Here is a 22607-nt window from a genome sequence, read left to right on the forward strand (position 1 = left end):
TTTGGGCAAGCTTCGACTACAAATGATTAGCGATTGAATCTTCACTTTCACCGCTTAATTAGAACTTATCATGCCAATATCGCTTGCGTTGAGCGCGCCAATTCGTCACTACTATCTGGGATAAATCCCTATGTTTACTAAAGCTCAACTCTATTGCACCATGATAATCTGATTGATACAAACTACTTCCAATCGATTTATATCTATCAGTCACTTCTGGTCGCGGATGTTTAAATCGATTTAAATATCCCACTGTAAAAATAGCGACGCGTGGGGCAACGGCTTCAACAAAGTCTGTGGTAGATGATGTTTTGCTACCGTGATGAGGTACGACTAGGACATCACTTTTCAATATAGCTGCCTCCGAGCTTGAATTTTCCAATACTAATGAAGTCTCTGCATGACGCTCTATATCGCCTGTCAGTAATAAACTCCCTGACTCACTGGTAATTTTCAGCACACAACTTCGATCATTGTCTTTAATTTCAGTGTTTTCATAATCACTTAGATTTGGATAAAGCATTTCAAAATCAACACCATCCCAATGCCAACTCTGGCCAGCATAGCATTTCATACGCTCTGTATCAGTAGGGATGATCACTGCCTCAGGCATTGAACTGGCAAACCAATCTACTGGCATTAAGGCCAATACAGAATCCATACCACCACTATGATCGTTATCGTCGTGCGTCACGATAAAGCCATCAAGCATTTTAACGCCCTCGCCTTGTAAAAATGGAACAACAACACGACTACCAGCATCACTTTGGGCATTAAATTTTGCACCTGCATCATAAAGTAAGGTGTGTTTTGATGTTTGCACAACAACACTTAAGCCCTGCCCGACATCTAGAATTGTTGCCTTCATCTCACCTGACAATGGTCGAATCGGCGAAATTAACATCATAGGCAAAAAACCAAAAACACCTAACCAGCGTAACGGCACACCTCGGGGCAACAACATCCAAAACACACCAATGATCGCTGGAGCTAATGTCCATAATGCAGGCGCATGTTGTTGCCAGACTGAAACAGGCAATTTATTTAGCCAGTTTAGAAAGACAACACAATGCTCTAGCAGGTAATAAGCAAGATGTAATGGCCAATCAATTGGCAGAAAACTACCAAGCAATGCCAATGGCGTGACAAAGAAACTGATCAAAGGGATTGCAACCGCATTAGCCACAGGCGAGATAATAGAGGCTTGGTGAAACATAATTAATAGCAATGGCAACATGCCTATTGTGACGGCCCATTGCGTTTGTATGGCAACTTTTAACCAATGCGGTGGTGCTACTCGCGCACCCATTGCAAAACTGAGAAGTGCAACTGCACCAAAAGATAACCAAAAACCAGCAGAAATCACAGCCCATGGATCAATTAACACCACAATCAATAAAGCCATGGCTAGCACTTGGGCAATCACAAATCGCCGACCCGACCATAATGCAACACCAAACACCATCAGCATATACAAGGTACGCTGCGTTGGTACAGAAAACCCAGCAATCAAGGCATAAATTAACGCTGTCAATACTGCTGCAAAAGTTGCTGCTTTACGTGTTGGTACTTTATTGCCCAGACCTGGAATACGTCTCCAAGCAAAGTTCACTGCAACAAACATCAGCCCTGACAACATTGTGATATGCAAACCTGAGATGCTCATTAAATACTGTTCGATTTTAATGTGTGGTCTACATACTACATATTGCTTTCGAATACCCAAAACGACCCAAATCAGAATTTCGCGTTTGGGAAATAAGCTCTAATATACCTCCGGTGAATAACATGTTTGTTGTTGTCAGTCTGCCTAATGAATAGTTTTGGCCTCTATATTGACAATAAAAAGAGCTATGTTAGTTCTCGGTAGGTAAGGATTGTCTGTGATATTGAGAATATTTAAGTGATGTTCCTCACCCCCATCTTGCGAAATGAAATCCGCCACTAGAGAAAGCTTCTTGCTTATAGGTAACTCGGTATTTAACAACATGATGCTACTTAATGTCCATTTTGAGTTGGCTGGGTAAAAAGCATTGGCATCATCTAAGCTCACGTAGTTTGCTTCAGTGCCAAATAACATAGCTTTTTTTAAATCCATTAAGTCCATCATATGTGTCCCCATCTGACTTGGAGTTCTGATGACCCCCAACAGAAATGTGAGAAATTTAGTGAGCATGGTTGTTTTGTCAGAAGTCGATTCAGAGATGGTTAACCAATGCATATCACTTCTGGTCAGAATTGTTGCCCTTGCATTATCATCTTCAACGGTAAAGAAACCTATTTTGACCTGATTGGCGTCAATGACTTCAATATGTAGATTAGCATTGGGATCAATTTCATCTCCGAAGGTAAGTAATAGCACATCATCTGATTTGTCTGGATTGACCTTGAGCCAAAGCTCCTGTGTGGTCAAAATAGTTTCGTTGATAAAGTCGGATTGACTCTGGCGAGATTTGATTTGAATATGCACGAACTTCCTTCTGTTTTACTGCTTACTTTGATTTTCTAGTAGTTATTGGTTAGGCAAATATTTCGTGTTTGTTATTACCTTTGTGGCAATATTGAAATCAAGTAGTCATGTGCCTGTCTGGTAGAGTTACCTAAGCCTGAAGGGTGTGGAACCCTATAACTTTTGTACTTACCATACAAATCAAACTCCCAAAAATGGGACCGCAAATGCGGATGTGGTATTAATTGGATTGGTTCTATACATACGTTATTTTCACCTTGATAGGGAAATAGTTGATGTCGGAATTTAATCCCTGCTGAACCATGAGCAAAGATGATTATGTCTGGTTTGAAGTATTCAATTTGAAATTTCAAAAGTCGCTCTGAGTATCGCTTGACCACTTCTTCATGCGGGCACCCAAGCGGGCTTCTTTTTTTCCAAGAGAAACAAAAAAGATTCGCATGTATCAAACCTGACTCACCAGATTTCATTTTCACCTTACGCACAAATTTAAAGTAACTTTGGCCTCTTGATTCTTCCTTCTTATTCAATTCTTTGTAAGAGTGATTTTTGTGCGTAGTTATTGCCTTGTCTATATAAGACTCTAAATTAATTAACTTCTCGTCAGGCTTAAGTACATTCCAAGCGCGCGTTTCACGGCCAATGATCATGATCTTATTACGTGACTGCTCATATCCATCAGGAATGCTTGGAAGAAACATACCAGACAACATGTTATTCCCGCACTTAGTGTTGGGATGGGAGCGATCGAGGTAACTAACGTCGATATCGTTGATTAGCCTCAAATAGCATGAAGCCAAGTCTCTATTGTTAATCATATTTTATGCTTCGTTAAGTGCTTATAATATCTTAACTTACGTCACAGCTTGTGTGGTAATAACCAGCTGCTAAAGTAGAGGCTTATTATTGTCGCTCATCATTTGTATTAGAAATTACACTATTTTTTGAAAGCTTGATTAATATGATTAATGATTCAGCTGTTACCGATGCTGTAACACTCTTAGATGAAAATCCTGATTACAAAGTAATTCGGCGGCTCTCTTCTCGAAAATCATTTGCAGAAAATGACGGGCGACCATTGTTAAGGGGGGTGGTTGTAGATACAGAGACTACAGGTACTAATCCAGACCAAGACGCTATTATTGAGCTTGGGATGGTTTTATTCGAGTTCGACCCTCAAACTGGTGTAGCTTACAATGTTCTGGGTTCATTTGATGAGCTGGAGTATCCTGGTTTTCCTATTCCACCAGACTCTATTTCTGTTCATGGCATTACCGATGAAATGGTTAAGGGCAAAAAAATTGATGATAACAAGGTAACTCACTTTCTTGACGGTGTCAGTATTGTCATTGCACACAACGCTAAGTTTGATCGGGTGTTTCTTGAAAAACGATTGCCAATATTTGAGTCTCTACCTTGGGCGTGTACCTTTGCCCAGATCGACTGGAGTGAAGAAGGCGTAGGGTCAGCTAAACTCGATTATATTGCCTATAAATACGATTTCTTTTACGACGCACACCGTGCTGAAGTAGATTGCTTTGCATTACTTGAAATATTACAAAAGCAGCTACCTAAATCAAAAGAGTTAGTCTTAAAACTCTTACTACAATCGCTGCATCAGAAAAGTTATACCATATCTGCACTAGGCTCACCTTTTGAAACAAAAGATACTCTCAAAGCAAAAGGCTATCGATGGAATGGCGATAAGAAGTGCTGGCATAACACCTTAACCGGAGATGATGCTATTAAGGAGGAAGTAGTTTGGTTGAAAGATAATGTCTATGGCGGTAAGCCGGCTAAAGTTGAAATAGAGGTTCTGAATTGTTTGACACGCTTTTCAAATAGATCTGGTAATCGAGGTGTGAGACAAATATAGGGGATGAAAATTAGTCGTACTTATTAATTCAGGCGTATAGATAAATGCTTTTTAAATATATGTTTTAATAGATAACTAACACTCATCAAATGTGTAATGCCTGTGCGTAAAAATAGCTGCCAATCTTTCACTGAAATCTGGCTATCATCGCCCATCACTAGCGCCTGTATCACCCCGCTATATGGCTGATTAGTCAAAACATCAGCAATACGTTGCTTAACTAACTGACGAATACGCTCAACTATATATTGCGGGCGCCAGACAAATTCATCAAGCAATGTAGGCTTACCTTTAATACTGCCAGTTGCTCGAATATTTTCAGCTAACGACCATGATTCAAAATCGAATCCATGAGGATTTTGAACACTGTGAGGGCGCTTTAAACGGACAACTAGTTGCCATCGCTGACCAGCATTAAGCTCTGAAAATTCAGCTGTTTCGTTAACTTGTGGTTGCTGAGTGCGCTTACGATAAACATTTAAGGAAAGATGCTGAGGCACTGCCGCCTCTTTCGTGAGGACGTGTTCAACAGAAAAGTTAAAGCGTAGGCCTTGTTCCGTCATCACAGGAACGCTGGACACAACACCCACTAACTCGATTGGTTTATTTTGCCAATTGACTGGTAGCGCATCAGCAAGCCTGTATGTAGCGAAAGCCGCAGACCAGAAAAAACCACACATCAGTGCGATTAATAACAACAATTGCACCTGAAACAGGCTTATAAATTTAAATTGCGCTTGACGAAGAAAAACATGAATAAAAACAAAAGGTAAGATTGACAATGACCATGTCAGATCTGGCAACACTGGCATCTGTTGCAGGCAAAAAGCACCTAACACAAAACCCAGTGCAAAAAGAACCATGTTTTACAAAGTCACCAACTTACCGTCAACAAGCTTGTAGCGTCGCTGCATTTTTGCCGCAAGCTCCAAGTCGTGTGTCACCACCACCAAGCTTACATTTTGCGTTTGATTCATTTCTAACAACAAATCAAACACCGCATGCGCGGTATGACGGTCTAGATTCCCAGTAGGCTCATCAGCAAGAATACACTGCGGCGAAGTAACCATTGCACGCGCTAATGCTGCACGCTGGCGCTCACCTCCAGACAGTTCACCTGGCATATGCTCCAAGCGATGTTTTAGACCTACTTTCTCCAACATTTCACCCGCGACTGTGAGCGCTTGCTCTCGTGGAGTACGTCGAATCAGTAGCGGCATTGCTACATTTTCAAGTGCGGTAAATTCTGGTAACAGATGATGGAATTGATAGACAAAACCAAGAGACTGATTACGTAAATCACCTTTTTGCGTTTCAGACAATTGTGCAAGATTATGTTCAAGAATATGCACATTTCCACTACTAGGTACGTCTAAGCCTCCGAGCAAATGCAATAAGGTACTTTTACCCGAACCTGAAGCGCCGACAATTGCCACTTGCTCCCCAGTGTTGACACTAAGATCAATACCATTCAGCACGGCCACATCTAAGCCTTGATAAGTTTTATGCAAGCCCTGACAAGCAATAATTGGCTTTGAAATTTGGCTACTCATAACGCAACGCCTCAGCTGGGTTGATTCTACTGGCTTTAAAACTCGGGTAGAGCGTTGCTAGTAAACTTAATAAAAATGAAACCGAAACAATGGTGACTACATCAGACCAAATTAAATCAGAGGGTAAATCACTGATGTAATACACATCTTTTGCCAAAAACTGCACATTAAAAAGACCTTCTATAAACGGGATGATGGTATCTATATTGAGTGCAATCAAAATACCAAAGAGCGCACCTAATGCGGTACCAATAATGCCAATCAATGCACCCTGCACGATAAATATTTTCATAATACTGCTCGGGCTAGCGCCAAAGGTACGCATGATGGCAATATCCGCACGCTTATCTGTCACGGCCATCACTAGTGTTGAAACAATATTAAAAGCCGCAACGGCAACAATGAGCGTAAGAATAATAAACATCACGCGCTTTTCCATCTGCACTGCGCGGAAAAAGTTAGCGTGCTGCCTCGTCCAATCAGACACATAATAGCTGCCACTTTGATTCAGTTGGCTATTTAATTGATCTGAGATACTGGCGGCCACGACTGGTGCATCAAACAAATCATCAAGCTTTAAACGCACGCCAGAAACGTTTTGCCCCATACGGTAGAGTTTTGCCGCATCTTCTATATGAATTAAAGCCAAGCCAGCATCGTACTCGTACATGCCAATCTGAAAAAGCCCAACTAACGTAAATTGCTTTAAGCGTGGCACGACACCAGTGGGGGTAAACTGTCCTTGGGGTGCCATCAACACAACTTTATCCCCAATTTTCGCCCCCAGCGACAATGCCAGATCAACACCTAAAACAATGCCAAACTCGCTCGCACGTAAATCATCTAAGCGGCCAGCTTTCATATGTTTACCCAAATCAGCCACTTGGTCTTCTGCGCTAGGAATGACACCGCGGACAATTGCACCTTGCACACCTTGATCATAGCTCAACATCGCTTGTGCACTAATATATGGCGCACTTGCCTGCACATTTGGCAATTTTGCAGCAAAAGTTGAAACTGACTGCCAATCTGCAAGCTGATTACTAGCACCAGTCACTTCTAAGTGTGAAGCCACGCCTAAAATACGGGTACGTAATTCTTTTTGGAAACCATTCATCACCGAAAGCACCACGATTAAGGCAGCTACACCAAGTGCTATGCCAATCATGCTAGTTAAGGAAATAAATGAAATAAAGTGATTCTTGCGTTTAGCCCGCGTGTAACGCCAGCCGACAAATAATTCATAGGGTAAATATTTCATAAGGCAGATTTTAGCAGGCTTCTAATCGTTATCTAGTGTTATCTGTTAAAATTCTGGTTATGTTTACAGGAATCATTCAATCAGTCGGCGCAATCACGCAAACCAACCCAGTTGGTGCAGATGTGCATCTTTCAATAGCCAGCGAAGCGCTCAATATGAGCGATGTTAAGTTAGGTGACAGCATCGCTGTCAATGGTGTCTGCCTGACGGTAGTCAACATGTCCACATCGCATTTTGAAGCGCATGTTTCTGAGGAAACATTATCCGTAACGGTCGGACTCAACATGACACACCCAGTGAATCTAGAAAAAGCGTTACGCTTATCTGACAGACTGGGTGGACATTTGGTGAGTGGTCACGTAGATGGCGTTGGTAAAGTGCTTAAATTTGAGTCCTTGGGAGAATGCTGGCAGCTTGATATTCGCGCGCCACACGCAATTTCAAAGTATATCTCTATCAAAGGCTCTATTTGTGTCAATGGTGTCAGCCTTACCGTGAATAAAATTAGCGGTGACGACTTCAGCATCAATTTAATACCGCACACACTGGAAAACACCACTTTAAAATCTTTAAGCGAAGGCAGCACTGTCAACCTAGAGGTTGACCAGATTGCGCGTTACGTAGAGCGCATGACGCAATGGTCTACTGAAGACACCGCCACATTAAACCAAATTAAAAAAGATAATCAAGCATCTCCAGAAATGCAAGGGCAATCGTCATGAATTACACAGAAGCACCTATCAGCAACATCAGCCCAGCCAAAGAAATTATCGAAGAGATTAGGCTCGGGCACATGGTGGTACTTGTTGATGATGAACATCGAGAAAATGAAGGTGATTTAGTACTTGCGGCAGAGTTTGCCACTGCAGAACACATTAATTTTATGGCTAAATATGGCCGAGGCCTAATTTGCTTGACGCTGACAGAAGCACGTTGTCATCAGCTGAACTTAAGCAAAATGGTGCAAAAAAACGGTGCTCGCATGGGTACCAACTTTACGGTATCTATTGAAGCAGCTGAGGGTGTCACGACAGGTATCTCAGCAGCTGACCGTGCCAGAACTATTCAAGCAGCAGTCGCAAAGACTGCAAAACCACAAGATATAGTAAGCCCAGGCCACATTTTTCCGCTTACGGCAATGGATGGTGGTGTACTGGTTCGCGCAGGCCATACAGAAGCAGGCTGCGATTTGGCAGAACTAGCTAACTTAGAACCAGCAAGTGTCATTTGTGAAATTCTAAAAGATGATGGCAGTATGGCGCGACTGCCAGACTTAATGAAGTTCGCGGCGGAACACAAACTTAAAATTGGCACAATAGCGGATTTAATTCATTATCGCGCTGAGACTGAAAGTCTGATTGAACGCTCTGCCGAACGTACGGTGCAAACGCCTTACGGTGAAATGAAGCTGATTGCTTATCAAGACAAAATTGCCAAAGAAACGCATCTAGTTTTAATTAAAGGTACGCCTACACCAGAGCAAGAAGTATTGGTGCGAGTTCACGAACCACTTTCTATTTTTGATCTATTAGATAGCTCAAGCTGCACCCATAGCTGGAATACGCTGCAAGCCATGAAAACCATTGCAACTGCTGAAGCTGGCGTCATGATATTGCTACACCATCAAGAGTCTGGTGAAACCATTGTTGACCGCATTAAAGGTGCGGACGAGCCTATTCGTGTGAATCAAGAGCTTCGCACTTATGGTATCGGTTCGCAAATTCTGCTGGACTGCAATGTCAGAAAAATGAAACTGATGGCTAATCAACGAAAAATGCCAAGCATGGCAGGATTTGGTCTAGAAGTAACAGGTTATTTGGAAGCACCTAAAACTACTTAACGTATATGTCTTTAGATAACATGAATCTCACAGGTCACTTTCTAATTGCCATGCCAAATTTGACTGACCCTTATTTTGCGAAGTCAGTCACGTTCATTTGCACCCATAACCAAGATGGCGCAATGGGCATTGTTATTAACCGTCCGACAGATATGTCGTACGAAACCTTGTTTGAAAAAATCAATATCAAACTAGAGGATACAGCGATTGCAAACGACCCTGTACTATATGGTGGTCCAGTACAACCTGAACGTGGATTTGTGCTACATGAGCCGTTCGGTGACTGGGATAGCTCAATTACCATCAACGACAAAACATCGCTCACCACGTCAAAAGACATTCTAGAAGCAGTGGCAGTTGGTGCTGGCCCAAAGAAACTGATTTTTTCACTAGGCTATGCCGGATGGACACCTAATCAACTTGAGCAAGAGATTGTGCAAAATAGCTGGCTTTCAGTGCAAGCCAAAGATATAGAGACTCTTAATAAAATCTTATTTGATACTCCGCATGAAGAACAACTCAATGCTGCGATCTCACTGCTAGGATTTGATCCTGCCATGCTGTCAGATGTTGCTGGGCATGCTTAATGTCAGTAACATCACACATGCAACTGATTGATAACGAGAAGGTTTACAGCAAAGAACATGTGCAATCAGGCACTGTGCTGGCGTTTGATTTTGGTGAAAGACGAATTGGCATTGCCGTTGGTGAGCACCTATTAGCCAGTGCAACCCCACTCATGACGATTGATAATGAAAGTAATGAAATACGCTTTCAAATCATTACAAAACTTGTGAGCGAATGGCAGCCAAGGCTGTTAGTAGTTGGATTGCCGTTAAGCTTAGACGGAACAGAACACGCAGTGACTCAACTATGCAAAAAATTTGCGCGTCGCCTAAACGGCAGATTTAATTTACCTGTTATGTTGATTGATGAACGCTACAGCTCTGTTGAAGCAAGCCAAAGGTTAAATGAAGCTGGCATTAGAGGCCGAGCTCAGAAAGAAATGTTAGATCAGGTCGCGGCACAGACGATATTACAAAGTTATTTTGATTATGGATCAAAGCAAGATTAAGTTTTGAGTCTATTTAAACTATCAACATCTGATCAATCAACATTTTGATAAGTGCGCTACTTTTACGGACATTCAGTTTAAGTTTAAGTGCATTCAATTAAGAGTTACAAGTAACTAGGAATATTCAGTAAAATAACAACATGACTGATGCTAACACTCCACTAGATAACAGCCAACTGCCAAATGCAGAAACGCTCCTTCACACGCTTGCTACCAAGCTCACGCCATTGCTTAAACCCAATACAGCCTTAGTCGGCATCCACAGTGGTGGCGTATGGATAATGCAAAAACTATTAGTATTGCTAGAAGATGCCATTCAGTTACATCATATTGAACATGGCACTCTAGACGTTTCTTTTTACAGAGATGATTATGCACAACGTGGCTTAAAAGCAGAAAATCGACCAAGCCAAATTCCGTTTGATGTAGAAAACAAACATATCATTCTGATTGACGATGTGTTTTATACGGGCCGCACTACACGAGCAGCGATGAACGAACTATTTGATTACGGCAGGCCTGCCAGCATTACATTAATCGCGCTGATTAACCGTGGCGGTCGTGAATTGCCAATTACCCCACAAGTTGTTGCGGCTGACCTGCTATTAAACGCATCACAACACCTACAGTTAACTCAGTTAGCTGACGGCAGTTTAGCCTTAGACCTTACCCCTCAACACAACAGTGCGAGACCATAACAGCATGAATAACCCTCAACTTGATACTGACGGTCAACTGCGACACTTGCTTTCAATTGAAGGCCTACCAAAAAAAATATTAAACCAAATTTTAGACACTGCGGAATCGTTTGTAGGGGTTGCTGAACGTGAAGTAAAAAAAGTGCCATTACTACGAGGTAAAACCGTATGTAACCTATTTTTTGAAAATAGCACCCGCACTCGCACCACTTTTGAAATTGCGGCAAAACGCCTCTCTGCGGATGTCATCAGCTTAAACGTAAGCACTTCATCTCAATCTAAAGGCGAAACGATATTAGACACGGTGGATAACTTAATCGCCATGCATGCTGACATGTTCGTCGTACGCCATGCTCAGTCAGGGGCCGCTCATTTAATTGCTAAACATGTACCACCGCACATACACGTCATTAATGCTGGTGATGGGCGTCACTCTCACCCTACACAAGGCTTACTGGATGTATTTACCATTCGCAAATACAAGCCAGAGCTACACAACTTAAGAGTGGCGATTGTCGGTGACGTTTTACATTCACGCGTAGCACGTTCAGAGATTCATGGGCTCACCACACTAGGTGTGCCAGAAGTACGTGTGATTGCACCAAAAACACTACTGCCAGCACAAGTGGAGAAACTTGGCGTGCACGTATATCACGATATAGATGAAGGGCTAAAAGATGTTGATGTCATCATGATGCTACGCTTGCAAAATGAGCGTATGAATGGCGCAATGTTACCTAGCTCAGAAGAATACTTTAAAACCTACGGACTCACTCAAGAAAGACTGGCGCTAGCCAAACCTGACGCAATTGTGATGCACCCTGGCCCAATGAATAGAGGCGTGGAGATCGATTCAACGGTAGCCGATGGCAAACAATCCGTGATATTGCCACAAGTGACTTATGGTATTGCGATTCGCATGGCGGTCATGGCAATTCTGGGTGGCGGTGCAGGAGCAACACTATGAAAATCCATATTAAAAATGGGCACGTGATTGACCCAAAAAACAACATCAACGACAAACTAGATGTCTTTATTGCCGCAGGGAAAATCGTCAGTATCGGTGCCATGCCAGATGGGTTTATTGCGACCAAAACGATTGATGCAACCAACCTGACAGTATGCCCTGGCTTAGTTGACCTATCTGCCAGACTACGTGAACCTGGCGATGAGTACAAAGCCAGATTAGCGAGTGAACTACAAGCCGCGGTTGCTGGTGGCGTCACTAGCCTAGCCTGCCCTCCTGATACAGACCCAGTGCTAGATGAGCCTGGCTTAGTAGAAATGCTTAAACATCGTGCAAAACAGCAAGGGTTAGCGCATGTATATCCATTAGGTGCAATGACTAGGCAATTAAAAGGGTCAGCGCTTTCAGAAATGAACGAACTGCATACCGCAGGCTGTGTCGGCTTTTCTCAAGCCAATGTTGCTGTCACTGATACACAAGTATTATGGCGCGCAATGGAATACGCTGCGACTTTTGACTTCACGCTGTTTTTACATGCTGAAGAACCATTCTTAGCTGCAAAAGGTGTAGCACATGATGGCGAAGTCGCCACCAGAATGGGCCTAAAGGGCATTCCTAGCGCTGCAGAAGCACTGGCATTAGCTAGCATATTACGCATCGCCCAAGAAGCAGGTGCTCGCATACATATTAGCCGTTTATCCACTGCGGAAGGCGTTGCGATGATTCGCACCGCTAAAGCAAAAGGCTTAAAAGTGAGTTGTGATGTGAGTGCGAATCATCTGCACCTAACAGAACACGACATTGCGTACTTTGACGCAAACTGTCACTTAAAACCACCACTGCGTACTCAGCGAGACAAAGCCGAACTTAGTGCTGGCCTAAAGGACGGTACGATAGATGCTATTTGCTCAGATCACACACCAGTTGACGATGACGCTAAATTGGCACCGTTTGCCGAAGCCGAAATTGGCGCAACGGGTCTAGAGCTTCTTCTGCCATTGACACTCAAGTGGGCCAAGCAAGAGAAAGTAAGTTTGCCACACGCAATTGAGCGCATTACTAAAGCATCGGCTAATATTTTGGGGGTTGCAGCTGGCGACCTAAGCCCAAACAGCAATGCGGATTTGTGTATTTTTGATGCAAATGAGTACTGGAAAGTTAGCCCTAAGACACTGAAAAGCCAAGGAAAGAATACGCCATTCACAGGATTAGAGCTCGCAGGTAAGGTGAAATTCACGTTGGTGAATGGACAAGTTGTTTATCATGATTAGATAGCATCAGTAGCATCAACTTCAACAAAGTAAATAAAAAAGGGGCTGATTTATCAGCCCCTTTTTTACTACTAAAACTAAACAATTGCCTAAGGTTAAACAATACCTAATGCATCTAGTCCTGCAGATAAATCTTTATTATGCGCACCCTTACCTTCAAGTTTAATTTTGAGACGCAAGTCATTCACTGAGTCAGCATTGCGTAAAGCATCCTCATAGGTAATTGCATCAGCCTCATACAAATCAAACAATGATTGGTCAAAGGTTTGCATCCCTAACTCACGTGATCTAGAAATAATCTCTTTAATTTCATGCACTTCACCTTTGAAAATTAGGTCTGAGATTAATGGTGAGTTAAGCATCACTTCCATTGCCGCAGTTCTACCTTTACCCTCTTTTTTAGGAATCAGTCGCTGTGAAATAAATGCACGTACATTTAGCGACAAGTCCATCAATAATTGGTGACGACGCTCTTCTGGGAAAAAGTTAATAATACGGTCTAGTGCTTGATTCGTGCTGTTAGCATGCAAGGTCGCCATACAGAGATGGCCTGTTTCAGCAAAAGCAATCGCATAGTCCATGGTCTCTCGGTCGCGAATCTCACCAATCAAAATGACATCTGGTGCCTGACGTAAGGTATTTTTCAAGGCAATGTGCCAATTATCAGTATCTACCCCCACTTCGCGCTGGGTAATAATACAGTTCTTGTGCTCATGTACGAATTCAACAGGATCTTCAATCGTAATAATATGCCCGTAGCTGTTTTGATTACGATAACCAACCATTGCCGCTAAAGAGGTTGATTTACCCGAACCTGTGCCGCCTACAAAAATAACTAAACCACGTTTAGTCATGGCAACATCTTTGAGTACAGAGGGTAAGCCCAAGTCTTCGAACTCAGGAATTTTAGTAGTAATCGTTCTAAACACTAATCCAACAGAACCTCTTTGAATGAAAGCATTTACGCGGAAACGTGCAACACTTGGTATCCCAATGGCAAAGTTACATTCATTGGTAGCATCAAACTCTGCAGTTTGCTTATCATTCATAATCGCGCGTGAAATTTCACGCGCCTGCTGAGCTGATAACACCTGACTGCTGAGTGGCGTTACTTTACCATCCACCTTAATTGCAGGTGGAAAACCAACTGTAATGAACAAATCAGAAGCATTTTTAGCTAACATTAGCCTTAATAAGTCGAACACAAACTTTTCAGCTTGTCCTTTTTCCATTTGTCCTTGCACGATGACTCCCTTTACTAAACCCGATATTAATGCGATTACCTAGATAAATACAAAGTTACCTAGCCCATAATTGCATCTTTGTTTGCCGCTTTGGAGCGTGCTTCACTTGCTGAAACCACACCGCGTTTGACTAGATCCTGTAAGTTTTGATCTAAGGTCTGCATCCCTACATTTTGGCCTGTTTGAATCGCTGAGTACATTTGTGGAATCTTATTTTCACGAATCAAGTTACGAATCGCAGGTGTACCAATCATAATTTCATGTGCAGCAACGCGCCCTTGTTCATCTTTTGTTTTTAGCAGTGTTTGAGAAATCACTGCGCGCAAAGACTCAGACAACATTGAGCGTACCATTTCTTTTTCTGCTGCGGGAAACACGTCAATAATACGGTCTACCGTTTTAGCCGCAGAGCTTGTATGTAAGGTACCAAACACCATATGCCCAGTTTCTGCTGCAGTCAGCGCCAAACGGATAGTCTCCAGATCACGTAACTCACCAACCAAAATCACATCAGGGTCCTCACGCAATGCTGAGCGTAACGCATTGTTAAATGACAATGTATGTGGCCCAACTTCACGCTGGTTGATTAAGCACTTCTTAGATTGATGCACAAACTCAATTGGGTCTTCAACCGTCAGGATATGTCCAAATTCTTTATCATTAATATAATCAATCATCGCTGCCAAGGTAGTGGATTTACCAGAACCAGTAGGTCCAGTGACTAAACAAATACCGCGAGGTGTGTCTGCAATATCTTTAAAAATAGCTGGGCAATTAAGTTGCTCTAAGGTTAATATTTTTGAAGGAATCGTACGGAATACCGCTCCTGAACCACGGTTATGGTTAAAAGCGTTGACACGGAAACGGGCTAAGTTAGGAATTTCAAATGAGAAGTCACACTCCAGCGTTTCTTCATAAACCTTACGCTGACCATCGTTCATAATATCGTAAACCATATCATGCACTTCACTATGATCCATCGCTGGTACATTAATTTTTCTAATATCTCCGTGAACACGGATCATTGGAGGCAGGCCTGCAGATAAATGCAAATCTGAGGCTTTATTTTTAACTGAAAATGCGAGTAAATCCGAAATATCCACAACCTGCTCCTGATATAATTCCAATGGTTAATTTTCAATTATTACATGCTCGAACTTCTAGGCTTAGTGAATTATGACCACAATTAGCAATCGCTTGCAAGATATTCTAGCAACTATTCAATCGGCAGAAGCTGCCAGCGCTTATCACCAACACGTGGAATTGCTGGCAGTCAGTAAAGCGCAACCAGCGTCTGCAATCAGGGAAGCTTATACAGCAGGGCAAACCATCTTCGGTGAGAACTATAGCCAAGAAGCACTAGAGAAACAAAAACAGTTAACTGACCTAGCCATAGAGTGGCACTTTATTGGACCGATACAGAGCAATAAAACACAGCTTATTGGGCAAAACTTCAGCTGGGTTCATAGTGTAGATCGTCTGAAAATCGCCCAGCGCTTGAATGACGCAAGAGCATCAATCAAAATGCCACTAAATGTCTGCATACAAGTGAATGTAAGTAACGAAGATACTAAAAGTGGCGTTCTACCAGATCAACTGGAAACATTAGCAGAGGCTATCAGCCTATTACCAAACTTGAAACTACGCGGATTAATGGCAATTCCAGCACCTTCAATCGACCCAGCACAACAAATTGCTCAATTTGCGCAAGTAAGAGAATGCTATGATGCGCTTATCCGTAGAGGCTTTGCACTGGACACACTATCCATCGGCATGTCTAACGATTATGAATCAGCAATCAGCCAAGGAGCAACAATTGTACGGATAGGATCTGCTCTCTTTGGCGCAAGAGCCAATGTAAAGAATACTGCTTTATCAACAAACAACGACACCTAACTTATCCGTAAACACTTAATAGAGTAAGATAAATTACATACTAAAATCTAAGGACTTAAATGAAGATTAACTTTATTGGCGGTGGCAATATGGCACGCGCAATCATTGGCGGCTTATCTCAAAATGGTTTTAAGATGTCCGACATTACGATTTTGGAGCTAGACGCTCAAAAACGTATTGAGTTAGCACACGATCTAAATGTTCAAGTTACCGACACTTATGCTGAGTTTCGCAACACAGATGTCATTGTTTTAGCCATTAAGCCACAGCAACTTAAAGAAGTCTGCCATCAATTACGTCCCGTGCTAGAAAGTCAGCTCATTGTATCTATTGCTGCAGGGGTAAGGAGTAAGGATATCTCCGCATGGTTAGGTGAGTACAAAGATATTGTACGTGTCATGCCGAATACACCGGCACAAATTCAAGCGGGTGTTTCAGCACTTTATGCAATGCAGAGCGTGAACCAAACGCAACGTGATCAAGCCAGTACAATACTTGCAGCTGTTGGCAAGACGCTGTGGCTTGATGACGAGACTAAAATGGATGCTGTGACAGCAATATCAGGTAGCGGGCCAGCTTATGTATTTTATTTCATAGAGGCGCTACAAGAAGCAGGCGTGGCACTAGGTCTAAAAGAGGATGAGGCCAAGATGCTCGCATTACAGACATTTGCTGGCGCGAGTTTACTAGCCTCACAAAGCGAAACTGATATTAAAACCCTACGCGCTCAAGTCACATCTAAAGGTGGCACTACTGAGCAAGGCATATTAAGCTTAGAATCTGCTGATATTAAACACATTGTTGCAAATGCCGCCAAAGCTGCAGCCGACAAATCAGTGACACTTGGAGACATTCTAGGTAAGTAATTTACCGGGAAAATAACTATGTTAAATAATGCTATCTTATTCTTAATACAAGCTGTACTAGGCTTGCTCAGCTTTGCATTTTTATTACGGTTCTACTTTCAACTAACAAAGGCGCCGTTCCAAAATCAAATTGCTCAACTGATCGTAACCGTGACTAACTTTGCTGTAAAACCTGTGCGCCGCTTTTTACCTAGTATTGGAAAGTTTGATTTATCAACACTATTGCTCGCATATCTAACACAGATTATTCTCAGCACATGTACTTTGTGGCTAAAAGGCTTTCCCATTCTTGTTGCTGGAAGTACAGTGTGGTTCGTTATTGTTGGCGTAGCCCTCATTGGCATTCTCAATATTAGCCTCTCCATTTTCCTTTATGCTGTTTTAATCCAAGCAATCTTGAGTTGGATTAATCCACATACGCCAATTGCCCCTGTTTTAAATAGCCTGACATATCCCATATTAAATATATTAAGAAAATACATCCCGCCCGCGGGCAACTTTGACCTCAGCCCACTGGTGTTTATCATTACGGCACAGTTATTGCTAATTACTATACTAATTCCATTAGAAAGTAACTTACTTTCCACGTTGTAAGTTAAGATAACATCATGAGTATACCGATATCTAATACTGCACAAGATCAAGCGATTACTGCTGTTTCGAACTTAACTTCGAAAATTACAGAGTACAGCCAGTGGCGAGAAAATCTTATTGCTACGATTGATGAGTATATTGATTGGCCAGGCCATGCTGAATCGCTCAACGCCATTCAAGAGTTACGACTATATGATATTAAGGAAATTTTAAAAAAAGATCAGTTAGTGCTCGCATTTTTAGCAGAGTTCTCGCGTGGAAAAACTGAAACCATTAATGCACTGTTTTTTTCTGACTTTAATCAAAGACTGCTTCCTAGTGAGCCTGGCCGCACTACGATGTGTCCGACAGAGATTTTCTGGAGCGACAAAGAAGAGCCTTGTATTAAGCTCTTACCGATTGAAACTAGGCAGTCAGACGATACACTGAGCTATCTGAAAACAACTCAAGATGTATGGCATAAAATACGCCTAGATATCAATTCTGCTGATGCAATGAAACAAACTTTACGTGCATTGGTTCAAAAAAGAGATGTCGATATTGATACAGCCAAGAAACTGGGATTTTGGAATGAAGACGACTCCAGCATGCAAAGACAACTTGCCGAAAACGGAAAAGTTGAAATCCCTGTTTGGCGTCATGCACTCATCAACTATCCTCACCCCTTACTGAAAAATGGATTAGTAGTTCTGGACACCCCTGGTCTAAACACCATGGGGGCTGAACCAGAGCTCACGCTGAGCATTTTACCTAATGCGCAAGCAATTCTATTCCTGACTGCTACAGATACAGGTATTACCAAATCAGACATGCAGATTTGGACTAATTATGTGCAAAAACGCGTAGCGCATAAATTAGTTGTACTCAATAAGATAGACATTCTTTGGGACGGTCTAGAGTCAGATGCTGAAGTTGAACTCTTAATTCAAAAGCAAATAAGAAACACAGCGCATGAGCTTGGCTTAGATTCACAAAATATTTTTGCCATTTCAGCACAAAAAGCATTAGTAGCAAAAATCAGAAAAGATCCTGCCCTACTTAAACGTAGTGGAATCAATGGGCTAGAAAACTCCCTCGCCGAGCAAATGGTGCAATCAAAACACGAAATTCTTGGTAGAGCCGTGGTCACTGAGTGCTCAAACATGATTAGAGCGTCTCGAAAGCTTGCTCAGATTCGAGTAGACAGCGCAAAAAATCAACTTGCTGAATTGCGTGAACTTCAGCACAAAAGCCATGATGCTTCTAAAGAAATTTTAGCTAAAGTAGTGGCAGAACGGAAACGCTACGAGTCGTCAATTCTTACCTTTAACCAAGGTAGTGAAAAAATTAAACGATTAAGCAGCAAACTATTGCGCCATTTAAGTCTTGGCTACTTAGATACAACGCTAGCTCAAACCAAACAAGATATGGGCGACAGTTGGACAACTGTTGGACTGAACCGCAACATTCGAGAAATTACACGCCTTGCAATCAATCTTGCTGAAGAGATTAGTATTGAAGGCCAGATTATTAAAAAACATGCGGATGATTTATATCAGCTTTTTTCAAGTAAACATGGCTTTGAGAAAACAGAAGCGGTCGAACTCGACATGCGTCACTTTATTGAAAATATTCAAGCTTTAGAGAAAGTGACCGAAGAGTTTTGTACGAGCCCAGTCAACCTGCTAACAGAAAAAAATTTCTTAATTCGTAAGTTCTTCTTAGGCTTAGGTGTGCAAATCCAAGCTATTTTCGAACAAGCCCATTTAGACTGCACCCGCTGGCTCAATCAAGTCATCGGGGAGTTAAAAGATCAAATCAGTGTGCACAAAAGCGCGCTTGATCAACGTGCAGAATCGCTGATGGAATCACATAACAATGCAGACAAGGTGATTAAAAACATAACGAATGCTGAAAAAGACTTGATTAAATTTCAAGAGCAATCTAATCAGCTGGACGCTACGTTACTCAAACTCATGCGTAGCGTTAAGTTCAATACCGATCTATCAGCAGATGGTAAGGTAGTGCAATTAAATATGGGTACTGCAAATCTAACGGGCAGCAGCAACCAGAAGCCGACTACAAAGTTTGATGCACCGTTTATATAGGTATTTAAATAATATGCAATTTAAGTTCGTAGCTCAATGCAAAGCAAAATGATGAAGGCTAGATATAGACACCACTGAAGTTAAGTCTATATCTGGCAGTTAATCAATTAACTACATCAAAATAATATCAAATGACTCTTGCCCATAGCTAGTTTCAACCTGCAATGAAATAGGCTTAGCGATAAAATCCGATAGGTTCGCTAAACTCTGCGACTCTTCATCAAGTAGCATCTCAATTACTTTAGGTGCGGCAAGCACACGCAACTCACGCGCACTAAACTGGCGGGCCTCCCGCAGCAGTTCACGTAAAATTTCATAACATACCGTTTGCGCAGTTTTTAATTCACCACGGCCTTTACATGTAGAGCATGGCTCACAAAGAATATGCGCCAAGCTCTCACGCGTTCTTTTACGCGTCATCTCCACCAATCCTAGCGGCGTAAAACCATTAATGCCAGTTCGCGCCCGATCACGCGAGACTGCTTTTTGTAGCTCTTCGAGCACAGCTGCGCGCTGAACATCTTCATCCATATCGATAAAATCAATAATGATAATGCCACCCAAGTTTCTGAGCCGCAATTGACGTGCAATAGACTGTGCCGCCTCGAGATTGGTCTTGAAAATCGTGTCTGATAGATTCTTACCACTGACAAAACTACCAGTGTTTACATCGACAGTGGTCAACGCTTCAGTCTGGTCAAAAATCAAATACCCACCAGATTTTAGCTCTACCTTACGTGACATTGCCTTTTCAATTTCCTGCTCGATATTATATAAATCAAACAGTGGCCGCTCACCTTGGTAATGCACCAGTTTATCAAGTGCTGCGATTGCATATAAATTAGAAAAATCTACTAACTTTTGATACGTCTCACTCGAATCGACACGCACAACTTCTGTATCAGCACACAACACATCACGCAAGACTCTCATCGGTAAATTCAGATCTTGAAATATCAAGGTTCGCTCTGGAACCGTAATACTCTTGCCTTTAATATGCATCCAAGTTTTATTTAAATAGTCTATATCTGCTAATAACTCCTCATCGGTAGCCGCCTCAGACATAGTGCGAATAATATAGCCTCCAACGCGCTCTGCAGGCAACAAACCTAGCAACCGTGCTTTTAAAGACTCTCGTTCTGCCTCAACTTCAATACGCTGAGAAACACCAATATGCTCTTGTTGAGGTAAGTACACCAAGAAGCGCCCAGCAATACTAATTTGCGTCGTCAAGCGCGCACCTTTGGTGCCGATTGGCTCTTTAATCACCTGCACCATCACAGACTGACCTTCATGCAACACTTCTTGTATCGGCCGTTTCAACTCTGCATCACCGCAAGCCAAAACATCTCCTGCATGCAAAAAAGCGGCTCTTTGCAAACCAACTTCAACAAAAGCAGACTGCATGCCTGGCAAGACTCTGCATACCACGCCTCTGTAGATATTACCCACTAAACCTAATGATGAACTACGCTCAATTTGCAGCTCTTGCACCACACCATTTTCCATCATGGCAATACGAGTTTCTTGCGGCGTTACGTTAATTAATACTTCTTCGCTCAATTTATACTCACTTCATTCATTAATCGTTTAAATCGTAATAATGCGATGTTTTCTTAACAAAGCTGCTGTTTCATAGATCGGCAAACCCATCACGCCAGTATAACTTCCTTCAATTTTTTTAACCCAAGCACCCGCTAGGCCCTGAATGCCATAGCTGCCTGCTTTGTCTCGATGATCTCCGGTGGCAATATATTGTTCAATTTGTTCCGCCGACAACGTCATCATTTCAACATTAGTCGAGCTCAATAACACCTCAAGCTCACCATTAAAACTCAGCGCTACTGCCGTATGCACTTGATGCGTGCCAGCCGATAACTTGCTTAGCATATCACGCGCATCGTCGTCATCTACAGGCTTACCTAGTACAAGGTCAGATAAAGCCACCGTTGTATCTGCGGCCAAGATAGGATAATTAAGATACTCTGTTGGTAGCATAGATGCACAAGCAGTTGCTTTCTCCTGAGCCAACCTCAGCACATATTGCACTGGCGACTCATTGGGCAATTGAGACTCATCGATATCCGCTGGATAGATTTCACAATCTAAGCCAATCTGCTTCAGCAGTTCCACGCGACGAGGGCTGCGTGATGCAAGAATAATGGTTGAATTTTTATGATTATTTTTCCACATATAGGCACTTTAATTTACTATCTAAGAATTAACAACGCGTTAATGGCATTAGATTGCATGAAATGGGAATGAATATGATCGATTGGCCAAGTTTATTTAAAATCAGCCTAGGCTTGTTTGCTATTGTCAACCCTATTGGCAGTGTCCCTATTTTCATTAGTGCGACGAGTGGCTGGAGCCACGCAGAAAGAGCACAAACCGCTAAAACGGTAGCTTTTTCAGTATTTATCATTCTGATGGTGTCGTCACTCATGGGGGATCAAATCTTAGACTTCTTTGGGGTTTCTATCCCATCGTTTCAGGTCGGTGGTGGTATCCTGTTGATGTTAATCGCAATTTCAATGATGCACGGTAAACAAAGTGGCACCAGCCAAACACCAGAAGAAGCCCAAACACTTGCTGAACGGGAAGTTATCGCGATTGTGCCGCTCAGCATTCCATTGCTTGCTGGACCAGGAGCCATCAGTAATATGATTATTGCCGCTCAAAAAAACGCTAGTCTGATAGGCCATCTTTCACTCATCATTCCCATATCTCTTGTCTGCCTGACCATATGGCTAGTACTGAAGCTATCAGTCAAAATTTCGTACAAGCTAGGCACTATCGGCATTAATGTTGTCACAAGGTTAATGGGGTTAATTTTAGCTGCCATGGCTGTTGAATTTATTGCACACGGCTTAACTGGACTTTTCCCTGCGCTGGCATGATATACATTA

Annotated in this window: 23 protein-coding genes; 13 read left to right on the plus strand and 10 right to left on the minus strand. The window is 42.3% G+C overall.

From position 1 onward, the window contains the following. Positions 1 to 58 precede the first annotated feature (58 nt). The 3 genes from A391_RS13990 to A391_RS0111155 form a co-directional block, all read right to left on the minus strand. The gene (locus A391_RS13990; RefSeq protein WP_081621933.1) at positions 59 to 1666 is read right to left on the minus strand and encodes a DNA internalization-related competence protein ComEC/Rec2; all 1608 of its coding nucleotides are present in this window, start codon (positions 1664 to 1666) and stop codon (positions 59 to 61) included. A gap of 144 nt (positions 1667 to 1810) precedes the next feature. Beyond that, the gene (locus tag A391_RS0111150; protein WP_019899391.1) at positions 1811 to 2470 is read right to left on the minus strand and encodes a hypothetical protein; all 660 of its coding nucleotides are present in this window, start codon (positions 2468 to 2470) and stop codon (positions 1811 to 1813) included. A gap of 74 nt (positions 2471 to 2544) precedes the next feature. After that, positions 2545 to 3288 carry a hypothetical protein gene (locus A391_RS0111155; protein WP_157261356.1) on the minus strand — a complete coding sequence of 248 codons (744 nt, stop codon included), beginning with the start codon at positions 3286 to 3288 and terminating at the stop codon, positions 2545 to 2547. A gap of 143 nt (positions 3289 to 3431) precedes the next feature. Between A391_RS0111155 and A391_RS0111160 the strand changes: the two genes are divergently transcribed. Next, positions 3432 to 4346 (plus strand): 3'-5' exonuclease, encoded by a 915-nt coding sequence (locus A391_RS0111160; protein WP_019899393.1) that lies wholly within the window; start codon positions 3432 to 3434, stop codon positions 4344 to 4346. 23 nt (positions 4347 to 4369) lie between these two features. Here A391_RS0111160 and A391_RS0111165 read toward each other — a convergent pair whose 3' ends face one another. Genes A391_RS0111165 through A391_RS0111175 form a run of 3 tightly spaced genes read right to left on the minus strand, consistent with a single transcriptional unit; the run spans position 4370 to position 7160 of the window. After that, entirely contained in the window at positions 4370 to 5209 is an 840-nt protein-coding gene (locus tag A391_RS0111165) for a ComEC/Rec2 family competence protein (protein WP_019899395.1), read from the minus strand. 3 nt (positions 5210 to 5212) lie between these two features. Continuing rightward, positions 5213 to 5899, minus strand: a complete 687-nt coding sequence (lolD, locus tag A391_RS0111170; protein WP_019899396.1) for a lipoprotein-releasing ABC transporter ATP-binding protein LolD — start codon at positions 5897 to 5899, stop codon at positions 5213 to 5215. Beyond that, the gene (locus A391_RS0111175) at positions 5892 to 7160 is read right to left on the minus strand and encodes a lipoprotein-releasing ABC transporter permease subunit (protein ID WP_019899397.1); all 1269 of its coding nucleotides are present in this window, start codon (positions 7158 to 7160) and stop codon (positions 5892 to 5894) included. The genes lolD and A391_RS0111175 overlap by 8 nt, the downstream gene beginning before the upstream one ends. Positions 7161 to 7219: 59 nt before the next feature. On the opposite strand from A391_RS0111175, the gene A391_RS0111180 reads away from it, so the two are divergent. From A391_RS0111180 to A391_RS0111210, 7 genes are all read left to right on the plus strand, one after another. After that, the gene (locus A391_RS0111180; protein WP_029144142.1) at positions 7220 to 7882 is read left to right on the plus strand and encodes a riboflavin synthase; all 663 of its coding nucleotides are present in this window, start codon (positions 7220 to 7222) and stop codon (positions 7880 to 7882) included. After that, positions 7879 to 9000, plus strand: a complete 1122-nt coding sequence (gene ribBA, locus A391_RS0111185) for a bifunctional 3,4-dihydroxy-2-butanone-4-phosphate synthase/GTP cyclohydrolase II (RefSeq protein ID WP_019899399.1) — start codon at positions 7879 to 7881, stop codon at positions 8998 to 9000. Before A391_RS0111180 ends, ribBA begins: the two co-directional genes overlap by 4 nt. 5 nt (positions 9001 to 9005) lie before the next feature. After that, positions 9006 to 9587 (plus strand): YqgE/AlgH family protein, encoded by a 582-nt coding sequence (locus A391_RS0111190; protein ID WP_019899400.1) that lies wholly within the window; start codon positions 9006 to 9008, stop codon positions 9585 to 9587. 17 nt (positions 9588 to 9604) lie between these two features. Beyond that, positions 9605 to 10075: a Holliday junction resolvase RuvX gene (gene ruvX / locus A391_RS0111195; protein ID WP_051089125.1), complete on the plus strand. Its 471-nt coding sequence runs from the start codon at positions 9605 to 9607 to the stop codon at positions 10073 to 10075. 140 nt (positions 10076 to 10215) lie between these two features. Next, on the plus strand, positions 10216 to 10773 hold the full coding sequence (gene pyrR, locus A391_RS0111200) for a bifunctional pyr operon transcriptional regulator/uracil phosphoribosyltransferase PyrR (protein WP_019899402.1): 558 nt from the start codon (positions 10216 to 10218) through the stop codon (positions 10771 to 10773). Positions 10774 to 10777: 4 nt separating this feature from the next. Continuing rightward, positions 10778 to 11740, plus strand: a complete 963-nt coding sequence (locus tag A391_RS0111205) for an aspartate carbamoyltransferase catalytic subunit (RefSeq protein ID WP_019899403.1) — start codon at positions 10778 to 10780, stop codon at positions 11738 to 11740. Beyond that, a complete protein-coding gene (locus A391_RS0111210) occupies positions 11737 to 13011 on the plus strand; it encodes a dihydroorotase (protein WP_019899404.1) in 1275 nt (424 codons plus the stop codon). Before A391_RS0111205 ends, A391_RS0111210 begins: the two co-directional genes overlap by 4 nt. Positions 13012 to 13106: 95 nt before the next feature. Here the strand turns inward: A391_RS0111210 and A391_RS0111215 are convergent, their stop codons facing one another. Then, positions 13107 to 14243 carry a PilT/PilU family type 4a pilus ATPase gene (locus tag A391_RS0111215; protein ID WP_019899406.1) on the minus strand — a complete coding sequence of 379 codons (1137 nt, stop codon included), beginning with the start codon at positions 14241 to 14243 and terminating at the stop codon, positions 13107 to 13109. 71 nt (positions 14244 to 14314) lie between these two features. Next, the gene (locus A391_RS0111220; RefSeq protein WP_019899407.1) at positions 14315 to 15358 is read right to left on the minus strand and encodes a type IV pilus twitching motility protein PilT; all 1044 of its coding nucleotides are present in this window, start codon (positions 15356 to 15358) and stop codon (positions 14315 to 14317) included. Positions 15359 to 15431: 73 nt separating this feature from the next. On the opposite strand from A391_RS0111220, the gene A391_RS0111225 reads away from it, so the two are divergent. From A391_RS0111225 to A391_RS0111240, 4 genes are read left to right on the plus strand one after another with little or no spacing between them, the layout of a single operon-like run. Then, entirely contained in the window at positions 15432 to 16151 is a 720-nt protein-coding gene (locus A391_RS0111225) for a YggS family pyridoxal phosphate-dependent enzyme (RefSeq protein ID WP_019899409.1), read from the plus strand. Between the two features lie 59 nt (positions 16152 to 16210). Further along, positions 16211 to 17017, plus strand: coding sequence for a pyrroline-5-carboxylate reductase (proC, locus tag A391_RS0111230; protein ID WP_019899410.1), 807 nt, complete (start codon positions 16211 to 16213; stop codon positions 17015 to 17017). Positions 17018 to 17035: 18 nt separating this feature from the next. After that, the gene (locus A391_RS0111235) at positions 17036 to 17611 is read left to right on the plus strand and encodes a YggT family protein (protein WP_019899411.1); all 576 of its coding nucleotides are present in this window, start codon (positions 17036 to 17038) and stop codon (positions 17609 to 17611) included. Between the two features lie 14 nt (positions 17612 to 17625). Beyond that, on the plus strand, positions 17626 to 19698 hold the full coding sequence (locus tag A391_RS0111240) for a dynamin family protein (protein ID WP_019899412.1): 2073 nt from the start codon (positions 17626 to 17628) through the stop codon (positions 19696 to 19698). 111 nt (positions 19699 to 19809) lie between these two features. Here the strand turns inward: A391_RS0111240 and rng are convergent, their stop codons facing one another. Continuing rightward, positions 19810 to 21261 (minus strand): ribonuclease G, encoded by a 1452-nt coding sequence (gene rng, locus A391_RS0111245; protein WP_019899413.1) that lies wholly within the window; start codon positions 21259 to 21261, stop codon positions 19810 to 19812. 27 nt (positions 21262 to 21288) lie between these two features. After that, complete coding sequence (locus A391_RS0111250) at positions 21289 to 21891, minus strand: Maf family protein (protein ID WP_019899414.1); 603 nt, start codon at positions 21889 to 21891, stop codon at positions 21289 to 21291. A gap of 74 nt (positions 21892 to 21965) precedes the next feature. On the opposite strand from A391_RS0111250, the gene A391_RS0111255 reads away from it, so the two are divergent. Beyond that, entirely contained in the window at positions 21966 to 22598 is a 633-nt protein-coding gene (locus A391_RS0111255) for a YchE family NAAT transporter (protein ID WP_019899415.1), read from the plus strand. Positions 22599 to 22607: the final 9 nt, after the last annotated feature.

The sequence above is a fragment of the Methylotenera mobilis 13 genome (assembly GCF_000384255.1).
Lineage (GTDB): Bacteria > Pseudomonadota > Gammaproteobacteria > Burkholderiales > Methylophilaceae > Methylotenera > Methylotenera mobilis_B.

What these genes read in the sequence shown, in the direction of transcription:
- A391_RS0111190 (WP_019899400.1), top strand. Translation starts at nt 9,006, where the DNA reads ATGTCTTTAGATAACATGAATCTCACAGGTCACTTTCTAATTGCCATG.
- A391_RS0111225 (WP_019899409.1), top strand. Translation starts at nt 15,432, where the DNA reads ATGACCACAATTAGCAATCGCTTGCAAGATATTCTAGCAACTATTCAA.
- A391_RS0111205 (WP_019899403.1), top strand. Translation starts at nt 10,778, where the DNA reads ATGAATAACCCTCAACTTGATACTGACGGTCAACTGCGACACTTGCTT.
- A391_RS0111175 (WP_019899397.1), bottom strand. Translation starts at nt 7,160, where the DNA reads ATGAAATATTTACCCTATGAATTATTTGTCGGCTGGCGTTACACGCGG.
- pyrR (WP_019899402.1), top strand. Translation starts at nt 10,216, where the DNA reads ATGACTGATGCTAACACTCCACTAGATAACAGCCAACTGCCAAATGCA.
- ribBA (WP_019899399.1), top strand. Translation starts at nt 7,879, where the DNA reads ATGAATTACACAGAAGCACCTATCAGCAACATCAGCCCAGCCAAAGAA.
- A391_RS0111160 (WP_019899393.1), top strand. Translation starts at nt 3,432, where the DNA reads ATGATTAATGATTCAGCTGTTACCGATGCTGTAACACTCTTAGATGAA.
- A391_RS0111210 (WP_019899404.1), top strand. Translation starts at nt 11,737, where the DNA reads ATGAAAATCCATATTAAAAATGGGCACGTGATTGACCCAAAAAACAAC.
- A391_RS0111250 (WP_019899414.1), bottom strand. Translation starts at nt 21,891, where the DNA reads ATGTGGAAAAATAATCATAAAAATTCAACCATTATTCTTGCATCACGC.
- A391_RS13990 (WP_081621933.1), bottom strand. Translation starts at nt 1,666, where the DNA reads ATGAGCATCTCAGGTTTGCATATCACAATGTTGTCAGGGCTGATGTTT.
- ruvX (WP_051089125.1), top strand. Translation starts at nt 9,605, where the DNA reads ATGCAACTGATTGATAACGAGAAGGTTTACAGCAAAGAACATGTGCAA.
- lolD (WP_019899396.1), bottom strand. Translation starts at nt 5,899, where the DNA reads ATGAGTAGCCAAATTTCAAAGCCAATTATTGCTTGTCAGGGCTTGCAT.
- A391_RS0111155 (WP_157261356.1), bottom strand. Translation starts at nt 3,288, where the DNA reads ATGATTAACAATAGAGACTTGGCTTCATGCTATTTGAGGCTAATCAAC.
- A391_RS0111165 (WP_019899395.1), bottom strand. Translation starts at nt 5,209, where the DNA reads ATGGTTCTTTTTGCACTGGGTTTTGTGTTAGGTGCTTTTTGCCTGCAA.
- A391_RS0111215 (WP_019899406.1), bottom strand. Translation starts at nt 14,243, where the DNA reads ATGGAAAAAGGACAAGCTGAAAAGTTTGTGTTCGACTTATTAAGGCTA.
- proC (WP_019899410.1), top strand. Translation starts at nt 16,211, where the DNA reads ATGAAGATTAACTTTATTGGCGGTGGCAATATGGCACGCGCAATCATT.
- A391_RS0111255 (WP_019899415.1), top strand. Translation starts at nt 21,966, where the DNA reads ATGATCGATTGGCCAAGTTTATTTAAAATCAGCCTAGGCTTGTTTGCT.
- A391_RS0111235 (WP_019899411.1), top strand. Translation starts at nt 17,036, where the DNA reads ATGTTAAATAATGCTATCTTATTCTTAATACAAGCTGTACTAGGCTTG.
- A391_RS0111240 (WP_019899412.1), top strand. Translation starts at nt 17,626, where the DNA reads ATGAGTATACCGATATCTAATACTGCACAAGATCAAGCGATTACTGCT.
- A391_RS0111180 (WP_029144142.1), top strand. Translation starts at nt 7,220, where the DNA reads ATGTTTACAGGAATCATTCAATCAGTCGGCGCAATCACGCAAACCAAC.